General features: G+C 38.8%; 12 protein-coding genes. 6 read left to right on the top strand and 6 right to left on the bottom strand.

Going from position 1 to position 17902, the window contains the following annotated elements:
- Positions 1 to 40 precede the first annotated feature (40 nt).
- From ACPF7B_RS00605 to recC, 3 genes are all read right to left on the bottom strand, one after another.
- The gene (locus tag ACPF7B_RS00605; protein WP_490505706.1) at positions 41 to 1249 is read right to left on the bottom strand and encodes a TPM domain-containing protein; all 1209 of its coding nucleotides are present in this window, start codon (positions 1247 to 1249) and stop codon (positions 41 to 43) included.
- A 157-nt stretch (positions 1250 to 1406) separates the two neighbouring features.
- A complete protein-coding gene (locus ACPF7B_RS00610) occupies positions 1407 to 2213 on the bottom strand; it encodes a hypothetical protein (protein ID WP_490505707.1) in 807 nt (268 codons plus the stop codon).
- Positions 2214 to 2257: 44 nt separating this feature from the next.
- Positions 2258 to 5899 (bottom strand): exodeoxyribonuclease V subunit gamma, encoded by a 3642-nt coding sequence (gene recC / locus ACPF7B_RS00615; RefSeq protein WP_490505708.1) that lies wholly within the window; start codon positions 5897 to 5899, stop codon positions 2258 to 2260.
- 381 nt (positions 5900 to 6280) lie between these two features.
- On the opposite strand from recC, the gene ACPF7B_RS00620 reads away from it, so the two are divergent.
- Together ACPF7B_RS00620 and ACPF7B_RS00625 are read left to right on the top strand one after the other, a co-directional pair.
- Positions 6281 to 7483: an aminotransferase-like domain-containing protein gene (locus tag ACPF7B_RS00620; RefSeq protein WP_490505709.1), complete on the top strand. Its 1203-nt coding sequence runs from the start codon at positions 6281 to 6283 to the stop codon at positions 7481 to 7483.
- A 124-nt stretch (positions 7484 to 7607) separates the two neighbouring features.
- Positions 7608 to 8219, top strand: a complete 612-nt coding sequence (locus ACPF7B_RS00625) for an IMPACT family protein (protein ID WP_490505710.1) — start codon at positions 7608 to 7610, stop codon at positions 8217 to 8219.
- A 72-nt stretch (positions 8220 to 8291) separates the two neighbouring features.
- On the opposite strand, the gene ACPF7B_RS00630 is transcribed toward ACPF7B_RS00625, so the two are convergent.
- Entirely contained in the window at positions 8292 to 9062 is a 771-nt protein-coding gene (locus ACPF7B_RS00630) for an endonuclease/exonuclease/phosphatase family protein (protein ID WP_490505711.1), read from the bottom strand.
- A 240-nt stretch (positions 9063 to 9302) separates the two neighbouring features.
- Here ACPF7B_RS00630 and ACPF7B_RS00635 point away from each other — a divergent pair, with 240 nt between their 5' ends.
- The 3 genes from ACPF7B_RS00635 to ACPF7B_RS00645 all read left to right on the top strand — a co-directional run bounded on the left by ACPF7B_RS00635 (position 9303) and on the right by ACPF7B_RS00645 (position 14806).
- On the top strand, positions 9303 to 12764 hold the full coding sequence (locus ACPF7B_RS00635) for a pyruvate carboxylase (RefSeq protein ID WP_490505712.1): 3462 nt from the start codon (positions 9303 to 9305) through the stop codon (positions 12762 to 12764).
- Positions 12765 to 12877: 113 nt separating this feature from the next.
- Complete coding sequence (locus ACPF7B_RS00640; RefSeq protein ID WP_490505713.1) at positions 12878 to 13282, top strand: hypothetical protein; 405 nt, start codon at positions 12878 to 12880, stop codon at positions 13280 to 13282.
- 198 nt (positions 13283 to 13480) lie between these two features.
- A complete protein-coding gene (locus ACPF7B_RS00645; RefSeq protein WP_490505714.1) occupies positions 13481 to 14806 on the top strand; it encodes an esterase-like activity of phytase family protein in 1326 nt (441 codons plus the stop codon).
- An 85-nt stretch (positions 14807 to 14891) separates the two neighbouring features.
- Here the strand turns inward: ACPF7B_RS00645 and ACPF7B_RS00650 are convergent, their stop codons facing one another.
- Together ACPF7B_RS00650 and ACPF7B_RS00655 are read right to left on the bottom strand one after the other, a co-directional pair.
- Entirely contained in the window at positions 14892 to 15398 is a 507-nt protein-coding gene (locus ACPF7B_RS00650) for a hypothetical protein (RefSeq protein ID WP_490505715.1), read from the bottom strand.
- A gap of 78 nt (positions 15399 to 15476) precedes the next feature.
- Entirely contained in the window at positions 15477 to 16409 is a 933-nt protein-coding gene (locus ACPF7B_RS00655) for a LysR family transcriptional regulator (protein WP_490505716.1), read from the bottom strand.
- Between the two features lie 197 nt (positions 16410 to 16606).
- Between ACPF7B_RS00655 and ACPF7B_RS00660 the strand changes: the two genes are divergently transcribed.
- Positions 16607 to 17902 (top strand): MFS transporter, encoded by a 1296-nt coding sequence (locus ACPF7B_RS00660; protein ID WP_490505717.1) that lies wholly within the window; start codon positions 16607 to 16609, stop codon positions 17900 to 17902.

A 17902-nucleotide genomic window follows, 5' to 3' on the forward strand; every position in this document is an offset into this window, starting at 1 on the left:
GAGTTTTTGAATTTGCGTGACTAAAATATCTGAAGTTTAATTACCAACCGCCAGAAGCGCCACCACCTCCGCTTCGACCGCCGCCGCCACTTCGCCCACCTCTGCTGCTTCCACCTCCGAATCCCCCGCCTCTTCCTCTTCCGCCAAAGCCGCCACCACGACTGACTGAAGAACCGACTGATATTTGAATGGGTTCTTTCATCAATCCCGTTGCTAGGCCAATTGTTTGAACAATGAGAAAACCAAATCCAATAATCAGTCCTAAGGAGATCCCAACCCCAGCTCCTGCAAAAAAACCGATGATCAAACTCGATGGTAATGCACGTAAAAGACTGTATCCCCACTGATAACGAGCAGGCACAAACATAATCAAGGATTGAAATAGGGTGACTGGTGTTCCAAGATATAGTCCATATGTCCAACTATGACAGATCATGGCAAAAATAGTGCAGATCGTGCTCCAAATAAAGAGTAAAAAGAGTATAGTGACGATAATTTGTATCGGTGTTTTGTGAAAGGCTTGTAATCGTTCTTCTTTGCTTCGTGTTTTTTTTGAAAAAACATTAATAAACGGTTTAGTCCGAGCGCTTATTATATTTTGCTGCCTGCGTGAAAAGGCTACTAATGAAATTCCTAATAGAAGGGCTCCAATAGCCGAACCAATGAGTAAAAATGTAGGAGATAGAAGGGTTGTTTGTGTGGGAGCGGTCGCTGTTGATGTTTCGCCAGGATATTGATATTCACCGCGAATGGCGCTAATAAGAGAATCTACGGCATCGGAAATTCCTTGGAAATAATTTCCTTCTTTGAACCTCGGGAAGAGCACATCATCTAAAATAATGCCTGCTAAGATATCAGGGATAGCCCCTTCTAGTCCATAGCCGACTTCAATACGTGCTTGACGATCATTCACAGAAATCAGCAGTAATAATCCGTCATCAATTCCTTTTCGTCCAAGTTGCCACTTCTCCATGACTTCAACACCGTATTCAACAATATCTTCTCCTTGAAGAGATGGAATGATAAGCACAGCAACTTGAGAGCCAATATCCGCCTCAAGTTTCATGATTTCCTGATTAAGTGTCTCTTTTTGTATCACTGTTAATAGTGCAGCCTCATCCATAACGCCATTATCTAGCGTAGGAATTGTCGGGGCAGCAATAGCCATCTGCAACATCGAGGAGAACATAAAAAAAGTTACAATAAACAGCTGTTTAAAGTGTTCAGAAATAGTGCGTAGAAGAGTCATGTTACTAATGCGTCTGAATATGAAATAGGAATAGCCTATTGTAGCGGTTATGGGGTAAATGTATGAAATATCTTCTTTCTAAATGTAACTATTAAAATAGAGTGGCTAAAAGATGCTTTATTGGCTGATGTTGTAAATAGTTTAAAATGCTTTCGATCTATTGTTGTGGATTGGTTTTGGGTAATGGTATTTTACCAGTGCCAAATCGATAACTATTGTAGAGCAGAGAAAGGATTCCAACGGCTAAACCTATTTTCATATTTAAGAAGATTGTGGCGATCATTAGGTAGATGATGGATGTCGGCAATGCATGAATAATGGCAATCGTCCATTTGAAGCGTTTAGGGAGATAGGGCAGTAGTGATGCCGAAAGGACCAAAAGCAGTGCCATGCTAATACTGAAAGGTCGATTGCCTGTAAAAGCTGTTAAAACGATGGAACCAATTGTGGTACCAAAAACGATCATGATGCTTATTGATACAATTTTCCTACGAGAGTTTAGCACGACTCTTTGAGCTTCTAAGTCGCTGATTTCTAATGTAGAATCGGAAGGTGCTGTGTAGATGGGTATTGGTACATGAATTTCTGGAGTGCTCTCTTCAGTAGTTACTTGGGTAACAATATCATTTGTGGTATCAGGTAAAAAGGGGAGTTCGATTTTGCTAGAAGAGTATGGAGCTTTATCTGTCGGCGGGACTTTAAATGCATCGAGTAGTTGTTGATTGAAATCTTTTTGCTGACTTTTTCGTTTAAAGATTCGGATAATAATTGATAGAAAAATGACGATAAACAGAACCACAATCGCCATGATTTTCACAGAATGAAAATCGGTTAAAAGATTCGAGAGTGAAAATGTCTCCTCGCCCATTTGAGCATGACTGAACGATGGAATAAAGAGCAGTAAAATCAAATTAAACTGTTTGCTAAAGAGCAATTTTAAGTAGTTTTTTAACTGAAAAGTCATACTAGTTCATCCAAATATCGATATTGCTGACGACTTCTGATATTTCATTGCTGAACCGAAATATCATTCGTTTGAGTCGAAAGTAGTAGTGCAACATAATGATTATAAAAAAGAATAAAGGCGAGTAATTCTTTTTCAGTCAATGATGGGAAAAGACGATCCATGGAGCGAGCATGAGTGCAGTTTGCAAGAAGATTACTCAGCGCACTCTGTTCATTGCTATCGAGTTGTTCAATTTTCGTTTCATTTTGGAGAATTTCGATAAATAGTTCAGGATTCCAAGCACCATCAATATTAAATAATGTGGGGAGTGCTTCCTCTAAACGAATTTTACAATCAATAAAGCTCTCCGTATCGAAAAGCTCTTTTCCATTACTCCCGTAAAAATAGGGTAAAGGTGCTTTCATGCCGAAGAGGTAACCATCAATAAGTCGATCTAGCATTCGCTCGGCTTCATCCCGTGAAATATTACTAAATATCAACGGATCAAGGTAAGAATCTCGGCAGATAAAGTGTAATTCGGTAGGTACATTCTCATCGGTTTTAGTCGCATGATAGAGGAGATTCGTCATTGCTGCTCGTAATAAGCGCTTGTGATTTAAACTGCCGACATCCCATAGAAGAAGTACTCCATCAGCGGTAGGGGTTGGTACTTTACCAAATAGATTAATAGATCCAGAATAATGCTTTGTTAAGAGATTATTAGCGCGATATTGATGAGTAAGAAGGGATTCTGTGATCTGCTTTGGGAGCTCGCTCTGCTGTGCCCATGCAATTTTACCAAAGGCAAATTTGGGTAATAATCCTTCTAAATGAAATTCCTGATAGATTTCTTCAAGTATTTTTATGAGAAATACTTCATCTAATAACTCAGCAGTACCAATTTGATCTGCATTCTTTGTGATAGACTCAATTTTCTGTAAACATTTTTCCGTAATCAATTTTTGTAATTGGTAACTGTCGAGTCCAGAAGAAATGCTAAATTGTTCATCATCTTCAACAAGTTGCTGTTGTTCGTGATATTCAGAGAAGTAGAGTGCACGTTTCGCAAAATAATCACTTGGATTATGGTAGAAATTGACAAGTTCATGAATGGAGATTGACTGAATCGGATTTTCCTCTAATTCTTTTGTTCTTTTTGCAACAAAATCGGCGTAGTTATATGGCGAATGATAATAATGTGGTTGTTCATTGGCAAAAATCCACTCATTTTGAAAACTCTGTATTTTGGATCCTTCCTCAAAAAGTGTCGGATTATAAGAGGCCATTGGGTGATGATAAGTTATTTGTTTTGATGCAAGTTCGCCATTTTGTGTGATGGATATCTGGTCGATATAGCGTAAGAGCTCATCAATAAGTAGTGATGGGAAGAGATTACTATTATCACGAATCGATTTACCAACATAGCTTAAGTAGAGGATCTCTTTTGCAGATAATAACGCTTCTAAAAAGAGGTAACGGTCATCGGTATGACGATTACGGTCACCACGCATTGATTGATATTGCATTAGATCAAAACTATGATGAATACTGGATTTGGGGAAATCTGCTTGGTTCATTCCGATCATTGCAATCATTTTAAAAGGAATGGTTCGCATCGGTATAAAGGAGCAGAAAGTGATTTTCCCTTGGATAAAGTTTTGTTCCGGTTTATCTTCCAAAAGGTGAGACTCCAGAAGTGGTATGAGTGCTTTAAGTGGAAGTGTTTTTTTAAATTGACTCGTAAAAGCACCTTCTAATAAGGCATTCCACACCCGCTGCGTATAGCGTAATTTATCATTATTGTCGCTGTTCTCTTTAAAGAAGCGTTGCCATATCTTCGCAATGATCGGTTGCCACTCTGCGATGGTTTTATCGCCTTTAAGATCTTCCGCGGTCTCTGCAAGCATATCTACGATATGACATAACTTTCCAAGAATCTCAGCATTTTTCCCTTCGATATGTGGATAGGGTCGAAGTCTATGAGGCGTTTCATTACTGTTGTTTGAGGAGCCCAGTGTAAGTGTTTCTATCTCGGTTCCATAGCCAAGGAGCATTCGTTGTAAGCCCCAGCGCCAAGTATTAATATCCCAATCAAATTGATCGTTATAGGGAACTTGGAGATTATCGGTAAGATGTTCGCCATCAAGTGCTTGCTTGATATTGGCATCATGAATCCAAAAATGGAGGAGCGGTAAGTCATCTTTCGTAAAGCCAAAACGATCCATGATCTCCGGCATTTGTAGCAATAGTAGGAGTTCACTTGCTTTAAAGGCACTTTCTGGAAGATGTAATAGCTGTAAAAGTGTTCTAAAGATTGTCTCGCTCTCTTTTAAACTGACATCCGAGATGGCATAGGGTAAAAATCGTTCTTTAGGAGCGCTGCCGAAGATTGCGTGAATAAAAGGCGCGTAGAGTTCAATATTGGGCGTCATAATAACAATATCTTCTGGCGCTAAATCAGGATTATGATTGAGTTGATGGAGAATTTGATTGTAGAGCGCTTCAATCTCTCGCATTGGACTATACGTTAGATGGAGCTGAATGGATTGATCATCCTCTTGTAGATGATATTTTTCGGTATCTAAAAGTGGGCGTAAGTGGAAAATTTCTGATTGAATTTTACTTAATAGTGACGAAACTTTGGGTTCTGAAAAAGCCTCCGTGACATTTACCGGTAATTTGCCATCATATTGTTGAAGTAGATAGAGATGGTCGCGTCCGACTTTGCCAAGTGATGCTAAAAGCGGATGGCCATAACTATTTTGCCATTGTTCATCGAGTAGCGTGCGGACCTCTTCTGGTATATAAGGTGAAATTATATCGCTCCGAGATGTCGTCTTATCAAAAAAGTTTTGCATCTCAAATTGCGGTAGACCGCCACCAGATTTAATAATATCGCCCCAATAGTATTGGGATGGATTATTAAAAAAGAGATGGATATCTATTACCGTTGAAAATTGGGCAATAAGATCTAAAAATAGTGGTGGTAAAGAGTTTAATCCAATAATAAAAATACGTTTAGGTAATTTTGCTTGAATGTCAGGATTTTTTAATCGTGATTTGATAATGGGCGGTAACATTCCCAAATAAAGTGGTCGGCCTAAGTTGTGATAGAGTTTTTCGAAAAGTACAGCTTGCCATTTTTCGAGTTCGACCGGTAGGGTGTGATCAAAATAAGGTGGTGCTAATTGGCCATCAACCCAGGCATTAATCCATTGGCTGCGATAGACAATATATTTATCGAATATAGCCGCAAGTTCTTCGGCTAGATGAAGAACGCCTAAAAGATAATTGGGTGTAGTTTGATGTTTAATCTCTTTTTCGTATTGGATAAGATAATTGCGAATGGGCAGAAATAATTCATTCTGGTCATCACTCTCGATAATCTCATCAATGAGCTTTACTAATGGCCAAAAAATCTCTGTTTTAGAGAGCCGCTCAATAGGTCTATTATTGAGTTCTTCTTCGCTAAAAAGCATATTGACGAGATTCATCATCATTTTAGACGGAAGCAGAAATTCCGCTTGTGTCAAAATACCCAACTGCTTTGCGAGCTTAATTTGCATCCACCTTGCCATTCCAAAGTTTTGCACAAGGAAGTACTCTTTATCAAAAGGTGTTTTCTGTGGATCAACCTTTGTAAGATAGCCTGCGATATATTGCAACGTATCAAGATGGTTTGAGTAGTAGATGTTAAAGCTCATAAACGACAATATTCCTGCTATCGGTGACAATTCTGAAAGCTACGAAGTCTTTGGTCATAGTCTCTATTTAAATGGAGATAAAATCTTTTAAAATAGTCCGTCAAGACACTGTTTTATCTGCTAGAGTAGTATATCAAAGTTGATATTTCTAGGGATTTTATCGGTCTTATAATTAGAAATGGCATTATTTTCAATCAGTTATTGATTACTCCATAAATAATTTTGATAAATTCCTCAAAAGGGTATAAAGATAAATAATGCTTTTAAATCAACATATTAAATATCAAAAAAACGATTGATATATGCAATCGATGGTAATTGGAGAAGCGTCCGATTATCAGTTTTAAATTATATATAGAACATAGGAGTTAATGACTAATCATGGCAGATTTAGAGAGTTTATTTGCAAAGCGCATTCAAGGATCACAAAGTTCGATTGTTCGTGATCTTCTTCAATATAGCAAAATGCCGAATATTGTCTCGCTCGCAGGCGGAATTCCTGCAGCAGATATGTTTGATATGGAAGGAATTAATGCTGCGCTCAAAGAAGTCATTGACTCAGGAGAAGTCAACGCCTATCAATATAGTACAACTGATGGCGAAACAGTTCTTCAAGAAGAGATTGTTAAACTCGTTAAAGCTCGGGATATCAATGCAAATATTGAAGACATTATTATAACGAGTGGCTCACAGCAAGGGTTAGATCTTATTGCCCGTACTTTCTTAGATGAAGGCGATACAATTTTAGTAGAACGTCCAACGTATCTTGCAGCGATCCAAGGGTTTAAAATGACCGGGGCAACAGTGGAAGATATTGAAGGTGGCGTTGATGGTTTAAATGTCGATGCTTTAGAAGCGCGTCTACAAAAAGGCAAAGTTAAAGCGCTTTACATTGTGCCAACATTCGCAAATCCTACGGGGTCAACTTTATCCGTTGAGAAACGTCAACGTATTTTAGAGCTTGCAATGAAATATAATTTTGTCATTTTTGAGGATGACCCATACGGCGAAATTCGTTTTACTGATCATATGGCAAAACCAATTTACTCTTTAGCGAAAACAGAAGAGGAAAAAAAACATATTGTTTATCTTTCATCATTTTCAAAAATCTTAACGCCGGGTTTGCGCTTAGGATTTATTATCACTAGTAAAAAAATCCATGAAAAGATCGTTATCTGTAAGCAATCAGTGGATCTTCATTCGCCTGTTTTACCACAATTAATTGTTGCAAACTATCTTAGAAGTGGTCGCTTACAGCCACGCATTAAAGAGATCTCAAAAGCTTATGGTGAACGTTGCCAAATGTTGATGAACTCTCTTCGTAAACACCTTGGTGATAAGATCACATTTGCAGAGCCAACCGGTGGAATGTTCTTATGGGCACGTTTACCTAGAGGCATGAGTGCGACTAAATTATTAAAAAGTGCCATTGATGCGGGGGTTGTATTTGTTCCTGGGGCGGCATTTTATGTTGGTACACCCGAAGAAGAGACATTACGTCTCTCATTTGCCACAATTACTGATAAAATTGCAGATGAAGCGGGTCGTCGTTTAGCGATTGCTATGGAAAACTATCGCGATTAGTAGAAGCTCATTAAGCTATGCATTCTAAAAGCTATCGTAAGATGGCTTTTTTTATGGCTCATTAATTTTTTTTGCCAAAGAATTAGGCAATCACTCATATTTTTGCTCATGGTATAATCGGCGCATGAAAAGTGATCAATTTAAAACTATAACCGCTTTAAGTAATGATGAATTTGTGATTTCGCGTAGTCGATTTATCACTTACGCGGTCCCCGTAACATCTGAAGCAGAAATTGATGCCCTGCTTGATGAATATCGTAAGCGTTACAATGACTCTCGTCACCTTTGTTATGCGTATGTATTAGGTGACCGCTATGAATATTATCGCGCTAATGATGATGGAGAACCCTCAGGTTCTGCGGGGCGGCCTATTTTAGGGCAGATTCGCTCATTTGAATTGACAAATATTTTAGTGATGGTGGTTCGTTATTTTGGTGGTATTAAGCTTGGCACTGGTGGATTAGTATCTGCATATCAAGAAGGTGCACGCAATGCCCTTGAGAAAGCAGAAATTGTAACACGAACTATCGGTAAGTCGGTGAGATTTACTTTTGATTATCCGGCAACTAATGATGTTAATCATGTGATTAATGATTTTAATGCGACAAAAGTTGCTGAAGAATATGGTGTTAATTGTGATATGACATTGAAGGTACGAGCGAATGATTATGACGGATTGATCGAGCGGCTAAAGAAGGTTGATACACTCTTTATTACTGAAAAAGTTGAAGATTAATCAGCTTTTCATGCCTTTTGTATTTCGAGTCAATCGATATGTTAAGTCGTTTTGCAGAGCATAAATCGGGAATTATTGTAATCTGAAATTGGCTACTAATGGATTATGATCTGATGCATCTGTTTCAATGACTGCGCTGCTTTCTAAGCGTAATCCTCGATAGAAAACAAAATCGAGCGGAGAATTGAAGAATGATTTGCGATGATCGTGATCAAAGCTGACACTTTTTAATCCCATACGGCGTGTGAATAGATAGAGAAGGTGTAAGCGTTTTTTGCTCCATGTATTAAAGTCGCCGGCAAAGATGACCGGTCCATTATGATTCATTACATGTTCGGCGATCGATTGAATCTGCTCTCGATAGATTTTTACACCAAAACTGAAATTCACAGAATGGACATTGACAACCATTAGTAGCCGTTTGTCATGAAGTGGATAAACCGTGATTAATGCTGACTTGGCAAGACGTAAAAAAGGTTCAATGGTTCTAAATGGTCGGGAATAGACAGGATAACTTGCTGCTAATGTCATAACGCCGTAGGAGTTTTTCGTTAGTTCAATTGCGGGAACTTGATCACCTACCAAAAAATGTTCTCGTGAAAAGCGAATTAACTCATCTGAAGCTTGAGCTTCTTGCAGAAGAATAAGGTCACGATCTGTGCCGTATGTATTTAAAAAAGAGCGCCAATTTAGTTTCTGTTGTTTGTAGATATTCCACACCATAACGGAGATACGATTATCTTTCGCAAGGGGAAAGAATCGATCTAAGCGTGTTTCTCCGTAGAGGGTTTCACGTTCTTTTTTATTCGATAGAAAACGAAAAAGATGATTTTTAGGTGCCATAGAATCTTATTTACTAGAAACTAAAGAGCCATTGTCGCTTATTCATTGATAAAAATCATAATTTATTTTGCAAATATCTTTAAATAGATGCGAAGGAGATTCGGTGCTGCGTAGGGAGACTTATCAATGGCTAAAGTAAAAAAATTTTGGTTCAAAAAAATATTGGAGTATTGTTGTAGTAAGCATGTAGTCTAAAAAAGAGTGCAAAAATCAGGTACCAAAGATGGAGGGGTTATAAAAATGGTGGAAGTTATTCAAAAAATTGAGAAGATTCTTGTCGCAAACCGCTCAGAGATTGCAATTCGTATTATCAGAGCTGCCGCAGAGATCGGTATTAAAACGGTAGGGATTTATGCTGAGCAAGATAAACGAGCAGCGCATCGCTTTAATGCCGATGAAAGTTATATCGTTGGTAAAGGGAAGTTGCCTTTAGAAGCTTATTTAGATATTGACGATATTATCCGTATTGCGAAGGAAACTAATGCTGATGCAATCCACCCTGGTTATGGATTTTTGGCAGAAAACCCTGATTTTGCGAAAGCTTGTAGTGAAAACGGCATTATTTTTATTGGCCCGTCGTATGAGATTTTAAATACACTTGGTAATAAAGTTGCAGCACGTAATGCTGCCATGGCGGCGGGTGTACCCGTGATGCCGGCTTCAGGCCCACTTCCTCGGGAAGATGCACTAATTAAAAAAATTGCAGCGGATATTGGTTATCCCGTTATGCTTAAGGCTAGTTGGGGCGGAGGTGGCCGTGGAATGCGAGCAATTTACCAAGAATCTGAGTTATTAGATGCTGTTCGTGCAGCGCGTAATGAGTCAAAAGCCGCTTTTGGAAATGATGAGGTCTATTTTGAAAAACTGATCGAACGAGCTCGACATGTAGAAGTACAGCTGCTCGGCGATCAACATGGAAATATTGTGCATCTATGGGAGCGGGATTGCTCTGTTCAGCGCCGTCACCAAAAAGTGGTGGAGCGTGCGCCGGCACCATATTTATCACAAGAGATGCGAGAAGCAATCTGTAATAGCGCACTTAAACTTGGACGTGCGGTGAATTATCGTAATGCAGGTACTGTTGAATTTCTACTCGATGCTGATACGAATCAGTTTTATTTTATTGAGGTTAATCCTCGTATTCAAGTGGAACATACCGTCACAGAAGAAGTTACAGGGATTGATATTGTCAAAGCACAGATTCAAGTGGCGGAAGGTGCCATTATTGGCTCTGAAAGTATGGAAGTGCCAACACAAGATAAAATTCATCTCAAAGGAAGTGCTCTGCAGTGCCGTGTAACAACGGAAGATCCAGCAAATAACTTTATGCCGGGCACCGGTACGATTGTGGCATATCGTTCACCGGCGGGGTTTGGAATTCGTCTAGATGGTGGAACGGCGTATTCTGGTGCGGTGATCTCTCCTTATTATGACTCCCTTTTAGTGAAGGTTACAACATGGGGCAACACGCCGGTTGAAGCAATTGGTCGAATGGATCGTGCACTTCGGGAATTCCGTATCCGAGGTATTTCTACAAACTTAAGTTTTGTAGAGAATGTGATTAACCATCCGAAATTTGTTGCTGGTGATTATACAACAAAATTTATCGATCAAAACCCAGAGCTTTTTGATCTTAAAGAGCGACAAGATCGATCGAATCTTATTCTGAAATTCTTAGGTAATATTGCTGTTAATGGACATCCTGAGCTGGAAGGTCGCGAGAAGCCAAAGCACTTTATTGAGCCGATTTTACCTACGCTTAAAAAAGAGAAATCGCCGGAGATTATTGGTTCTCGCAAGCGATTAATGCAACTTGGCCCGCAAAAATTTTCGCAGTGGATGCGTGATGAGAAAGAAGTTTTAATTACGGATACCACAATGCGCGACGCTCATCAGTCGCTTTTTGCAACTCGAATGCGTTCTTATGATTTATGGGAAATTGCGCCGTATTATGCAAAATTGATGCCAGAATTATTCTCGCTCGAATGTTGGGGCGGTGCGACATTTGATGTGTCGATGCGTTTTTTAAATGAAGATCCATGGGAACGTCTAGTTGAGCTTCGTAAAATGGTTCCGGATACTTTATTCCAGATGTTATTGCGCGGGGTCAATGGTGTAGGTTACACCAGTTATCCTGATAATGTGATTCAATATTTTGTGCAGCAAGCAGCGGAAAAAGGAATTGATCTTTTCCGTGTATTTGATTCACTTAATATTGTCGATAATATGCGTGTATCAATGGATAGCGTCATTGAAGCTAACAAACTATGTGAAGGAACAATTTGCTATACCGCAGATCTATTCAATGCGAAACGACCTAAATATCATCTTCATTACTATGTGAAGCTCGCAAAAGAGCTTGAAAAAGCAGGCGCTCATATTATTGGTATTAAAGATATGGCAGGAGTCTGTCGTCCTGAAGCGGCGCGGGCATTAGTCAAAGCCTTGAAAGAGGAGATTTCGCTCCCAATTCATTTCCATACACATGATACTTCGGGGATTTCTGCCGCATCTGTACTGGCAGCCATTGAGGCGGGTGTTGATGCGGTAGATAGTGCTGTGGATAGTCTTTCTGGCTTAACGAGTCAGCCACCAATGGGGTCGATTATTTATGCGCTAAAAGGAACAGAGCGAGCATCCAAAATTGACCTTGAGGCGATGAATGCGATTTCAACCTATTTTGAGGGAATTCGCTCAATCTATGCTCCGTTTGAATCGCAAATGCGTGCAGGAACATCGGATGTTTATAACCATGAAATGCCCGGAGGGCAATATACGAACCTTCGTGAGCAAGCGCGTTCGATGGGGTTAGAACCTCGTTGGAGTGAAGTTTCAAAAGCCTATGCCGATGTTAATCAGCTCTTTGGTGACATTGTGAAAGTGACACCAAGCTCGAAAGTTGTCGGAGATATGGCGTTGATGATGGTCACGCAAGATCTGACGAAAGAAGATGTTATCGACCCTCAGAAAGAGATCGCTTTCCCTCAATCGGTGGTTGGGCTGTTAAAAGGCGAACTGGGTATTCCTGAAGGCGGATTCCCTGACGATATTACTCAGAAAGTGCTCAATGGCGAAAAGTTGATCGAAGGGCGACCCGGAGCCCATCTACCTGAAGTTGATCTTGTTGCAACGAAGAAAGAGTTAGAAGAAGCACTTGGTTATTCGATTTCGAAGACTGATCTTGCTTCATACCTAATGTATCCTGCGGTATTTAAAGCCTTTAAAAAACATCAGGAAGAGTATGGAGTTTTATCGAAAATTCCTTCTAAAATTTTCTTCTATGGTCTGGAGAAAGATACTTACCATGCAGTTGAACTTGATCGTGGAAAAGAGCTGTTAATTAAGCTCCTTGCGATTTCATTACCTGATAAAGCAGGACGCTGTAATCTGTTTTTTGAACTTAATGGTGAAACTCGTGCGCTATCAATTCAACGTAATGACCTTGTAAAGGATCTTCCACAGCGGGAAAAAGCTGAAAAAGGTAATTTGCTTCAAGTTGCTGCGATGATGCCGGGAGCCGTTGGCACAGTTCATCTAAAAGTCGGTGATATGGTTAAAGACGGTGAGGCTGCGGTCACACTTGAAGCAATGAAGATGGAGACAACATTGAGGGTGGAAAGTAGTGGCAAAATAACACGAGTTTTAGTGAAAACAGGTGATGTTGTTGAAGCGGGTGATCTCTTAATTGAAATTGAAAAATAGTTTTTCTTTCTTAATATTTCATATATAGTAAATAAAGTTCAATACATGTCATTATAAAAGGGTGTTAATAATATTTAATACCCTTTTTAATATTCGATAAGGAGATTTTAGAGATGCGTAAACTCATACAATATACAGCTTTAGCGATGACTGTTTCATTATTGGCTGCTTGTGCGGTAACGCCGGCAGAAAAAGCGGCTCAAGCCCAAGCGCAAGCACAACAGATGCTTGATACACAAGTTGCATTGGCAGAACAATGTAGCCCGCAAGCGGCTGAGCTAATGCGTCAAATGCCAAATGCGAATCAACTACCAGGTTCTGAGAAGAAAATTTTTGAAGCAAAATATATGGCAGCTGTTGAAAATCCTGTTTTCCAAGCTTGCTATAATATGGCATGGAAAGATTATCGTGAGCAAAACGAGATGCAAGCACAACAGATGGCAGCATGGACAGAAGCAAGTGATGCTGCATGGGATAATGGTTTCTTCTTTAATGGTCCATTTGGATGGTATTACTAATATTAAATCAATAAATTTATATAAAACTTTGGTTTAATTGTCGATTGATATGTTCGATTTTACTAGTGAATTATCGAAAGGCTGTTTTCATTAGAAAGCAGCTTTTTTCGTTTGTGTAAAGAATTTATAACTTGTAATCATTCTGTTAAAAAGTCTTTGTACGATAAAGATTCTATTTAATCAATATGGAGTGACTTAATGAAATCAATACTTCGTACAACGCTGATTTTCTCTGCGAGTTTTATGAGTTTAATCGCTTCAGCGGCTGAACAGTACCCTGCAACTTTAACTGCTCATGCGTTTATTCCTGCAAATACGATGATTGCGGCGCCGCATGATGCAACAGATGATTTAAAAGTCAGTGGTAAGTTTACACAAGGAACGCGTACGGATACGCTCGGTACTATTGAGGGAACATCGATGGGGCGGCCAACTGGAATTTCGCTTCCTTTTGAAGGACAGCCAATTCAAGGTCATTCGGGAATTAAACGTATGGCAGATGGTTCTTTCTGGTTACTTACGGATAATGGTGCTGGCAGTGCAATGAATTCGCCGGATTTTATGCTCTATTTAAATCAGTATGATGTTGATTTTGAAAATAATGAATTTCGTCGTTTAAAGACGATTTTTTTGCAAGATCCTGATAAACGTGTGCCATTTCGTATTCAAAATGAGGGGACAAAGGAGCGTTATTTAACGGGTGCTGATTTTGATCCTGAGAGCTTTCAATTTGCCGGTGGTTATCTGTGGATTGGTGATGAATTTGGTCCATATTTGATTCAAGCAACGACAGATGGAAAAGTTGTGAAAGTCTATGAAACAGAGTTTCAGGGCCAAAAACTGCGCTCGCCTGATCATTACACTTTAACAACACCGGGTAATCCTGATTCTAAGATCGATTTTGAAGTACTACGTTCGAAAGGATTTGAGGGAATGGCTGTTAGTCGTGATGGAAAGAAACTCTATCCGTTACTTGAGGGTGCGCTTGTTGGAACTGATGGTACTCGTCTACATATTTTAGAATTTGATGTTGAGAAAGAAGCTTGGACAGGCAATTATTGGAACTATCCATTAGAAAAAACGGGTCTTGCAATCGGCGATTTTAATATGATTGATGATCAATACGGATTAATTATTGAGCGAGATAATGGAGAGGGTGTGATTGAATTTGTTTGCCAAAGTGAAGATCGTACCGATTGTTTTCCAGAAGATCAATTGCCGAAAATTAAGCGCATTTATAAGATTCAGTTGAATGCAGAGAATCAGAATCAAGATGTGCGTAAAGTGGGTTACATTGACCTTTTAGCGATAGATGACCCCGATAAAATTTCGCGTAAACCACTGAGTAACGGGAAGTTTGTGTTTCCATTTTTTACGATTGAGAATGTCGATATTGTGGATAATGAGACGATTGTAGTAGGGAACGATAATAACTTGCCATTCTCAAGTAGTCGATTACCTAATAGTGCTGATGATAACGAATTAATTTTGCTCAATGTTAAAGAGTTGTTAGAAGCAAAGTAAAAATATGGTAGCTATATTATAGGTTTAATAATATAACAGCGGTTGAAGTTGGATCCTCAACCGCTGTCTTTTATTTTGTTTAAATTTATAACTGATTGAATTGAGCTCTCTTTAAAATTTTTTCAGCATTTGGTTTTGCCGATTCTTGATCTGCACTAACAGAGATGATGATGATTCGGTCATTTTCTTTTTTTAAACGTTGCCAGCTGTAAAGTTGATTGGGAACAGCTAATGTATAAAAAATCTCATGTATTTTAGGATCAAGAGCAGTAATGGTTATCTCGCTTGCTTGTGGAGCATGTGTTATAAGCTGATTGCTATATGCTTGTAATGACAGATCGTTCTCTTGTGGTGTGAGATGGCCGGCTGTAACTGTTACCGTTAATCCATGACGTTGCGAGTATTGTGCAAGTAAAGTGCCTTTTGGTGATTGAGTTGAATCGATATTCTTGTAGCTATTATCGAGATAAACAGTCACCAATCCCTGTTTAGAGATTAGTTTTTCTTCTGAAAGAGGTTTAAAACGGTCATAGATGAAGAATCCGATCACAACAACAATAATGGCAATAATCGAGGCTTTTTTATTACTCACAGTATATTTCCTTAATGAATAGAGAGATAAAGTTATCGAAAAAGAGGTATTAACGCAATAAAAAGCTATTAATCTGACTTAAATAGCATAGAGATGATTTGTTTTAGGAACTAGCGCAAGTGATGTTGCATCAATAAAGGCATGTTCACAATTTTTTAGTTCTCGGTTTTGGTTCCAGATAATATAAACCGGTACATTAGCAACACCTTGATAAGGTGGAAGTTTGCGTAGTAGTGCATTGTTTAGAGCATTTTTGGCGGCATTATCAGGTAAACAACCGATGCCATAGCCGGTTATTATGAGCCGCTGTAATTCTTGTAAATTATTGGTAATTGCAACTTGTTTGCCGGTGAAATGCGCAATGTCGCGAAAGATTGCAATCGGCGATAGTGCTGCGCCTAACTGCTCACTATCAAAAGCAACATAATCTTGGCCACTTACATCTTGTTGAGTAATAGTCGGTTTATTAAAAAGAGGGTGCGATTGACCGCAATAGAGCGAGTATCTCTGTGGTAAATAAAATAGCTTACTGATATCTTCATAACCTTTGGGCTCCAAAGTAATGCCAATTGCAGGATGATTATTCGCAATTTTTTTCACAATATCGGCATGTGTCGATGTCGTCACACTTAAATGAACATTAGGATAGTGTTGATGATAGTAAGTGAGTAGATTATCAAAGTCCTCAGAAACAAGTCCCGAGACGACCATTAAAGAGAGTGTTTCTTGAATGCTATTTTGACTCTGTTCAAGTGTCTGTTCAAATTTAAGTAATTTACTATATATTTCTGAAGCTGTTTTATAGAGGCGCTCCCCCATCTCTGATAGATAAAAGGTTTTATTACTGCGATCAATTAGTTTTACTTCTAGTTGCTCTTCTAGTTTTTTTAAGTTTTGGCTTACGGCTGATTGAGTAATATTTAATTTTATTGCTGCGTTACTGATGCTTTGTTCTTCTACGATAGCAATATAGGTATAAAGTAAGGTCCAATTTAACTTATCGATTTTCATTTTTGCTCCTTCTTTTATTCTTCTTATTCTGAAAGTGTATTAGAAATACTAATATATAACATTAAAATTTATCGTTTGAAAAAGAGCGAGTAACCTTGCATAAATAGAATTATATCTACGTTAACCAAGTCATGAAATTGGATAATTTAGAACAATAATAATGTAGAACAATAACAATAAAAAATGGAGGAGGTTATATGACAACCACAAAACGGCAGCCGGTTAGAGCGTCGCTTGCGGCTTTTTTAGGAACGATGATTGAATGGTATGATTTTTATATCTATGCTTTTGCATCGGCAATGATTTTTGGTTCTCTTTTCTTTGAAACTGAAAGTGTGTTTATTGCAACAATGGCATCATTTGCAACGTTTGCAATTGGGTTGCTGGTGCGTCCACTCGGCGCAATTGTTTTTGGGCATTTAGGCGATAAGATTGGGCGTAAAAAATCTCTCGTTATCACTCTTTTTATGATGGGTTTTTCAACGATTGGTATTGGGTTTTTACCAACTTATGCACAAATTGGCGTCGGCGCTCCGATATTGTTGATTGTCTTGCGTATTATCCAAGGGCTATCAGTCGGTGGCGAATGGGGCGGTGCGGTACTTATTGCTGCAGAACATGCGCCTAAAAATCGCAAAACATTCTTTGCTTCTTTTGCACAATTAGGAAGCCCCGCAGGATTGATTTTAGCAACAATTGCTTTCCGTTTAATTTCAGGAATGAATGATGAAGACCTTTATAGTTATGGCTGGCGTTTACCCTTTTTAGCAAGCTTTGGGCTTTTAGTTGTAGGGTATTTAGTGCGTCGATCAGTGAATGAATCTCCTGAATTTATTGAGGCTAAAGCAGAACGCGATAGAGATATAGCAGATAATAAGCCGCAAGTTGCACCCTTTAAAGAGCTCTTTACTAAGATGCCGAAAGTAATACTCCTTGCCATTGGCGCAAATGTTTTAGGTATCGCTGGTTTTTACTTTGTGAACACCTTTATGCTCTCTTACACTACCGCTTATTTAGCAATGGATCGCAAACTCATTTTAAATGTATTGCTTGTTGTCTCTTTCGTGCAATTTTTTAGTCAGCCTTTAAGTGCTCTGGTGGGTGAAAAATTCAATAGCTATAAATTTTTACTCTTTAGTTCATTTGTCTGTATTTTTTCACCCTACTTAATGTTTATCTTAGTAGATACACAAAATCCTCTTTTAATGATTATCGGTATTTCAATTACTGTGATCTTTATGGCAGGTTACTACTCTGTAATCGCAGGATTTTTAACAACACTTTTTCCCGTCCATCTTCGTTATACCGCAATTTCAGTTGCTTACCAGTTTTGTGGAGCGATTGCGGGAGGATTAACGCCCTTGGTAGGAACCTTCTTAGCTGAAATGTATGCAGGTTCATGGATCCCATTAGCAATTTTTTATAGCTTTATCAGTCTATTAACAATGAGTTGTGTTTTTTTCTTAAACCCAAAAAAGCGAGCAATTTATTAG

The organism is Ignatzschineria sp. 22MB058224 (assembly GCF_058188435.1).

Bases quoted from the DNA above. Each gene is read 5' to 3' on its own strand.
- ACPF7B_RS00605 (WP_490505706.1), bottom strand. From the start codon at position 1,249: ATGACTCTTCTACGCACTATTTCTGAACACTTTAAACAGCTGTTTATT.
- ACPF7B_RS00610 (WP_490505707.1), bottom strand. From the start codon at position 2,213: ATGACTTTTCAGTTAAAAAACTACTTAAAATTGCTCTTTAGCAAACAG.
- recC (WP_490505708.1), bottom strand. From the start codon at position 5,899: ATGAGCTTTAACATCTACTACTCAAACCATCTTGATACGTTGCAATAT.
- ACPF7B_RS00620 (WP_490505709.1), top strand. From the start codon at position 6,281: ATGGCAGATTTAGAGAGTTTATTTGCAAAGCGCATTCAAGGATCACAA.
- ACPF7B_RS00625 (WP_490505710.1), top strand. From the start codon at position 7,608: ATGAAAAGTGATCAATTTAAAACTATAACCGCTTTAAGTAATGATGAA.
- ACPF7B_RS00630 (WP_490505711.1), bottom strand. From the start codon at position 9,062: ATGGCACCTAAAAATCATCTTTTTCGTTTTCTATCGAATAAAAAAGAA.
- ACPF7B_RS00635 (WP_490505712.1), top strand. From the start codon at position 9,303: ATGGTGGAAGTTATTCAAAAAATTGAGAAGATTCTTGTCGCAAACCGC.
- ACPF7B_RS00640 (WP_490505713.1), top strand. From the start codon at position 12,878: ATGCGTAAACTCATACAATATACAGCTTTAGCGATGACTGTTTCATTA.
- ACPF7B_RS00645 (WP_490505714.1), top strand. From the start codon at position 13,481: ATGAAATCAATACTTCGTACAACGCTGATTTTCTCTGCGAGTTTTATG.
- ACPF7B_RS00655 (WP_490505716.1), bottom strand. From the start codon at position 16,409: ATGAAAATCGATAAGTTAAATTGGACCTTACTTTATACCTATATTGCT.
- ACPF7B_RS00660 (WP_490505717.1), top strand. From the start codon at position 16,607: ATGACAACCACAAAACGGCAGCCGGTTAGAGCGTCGCTTGCGGCTTTT.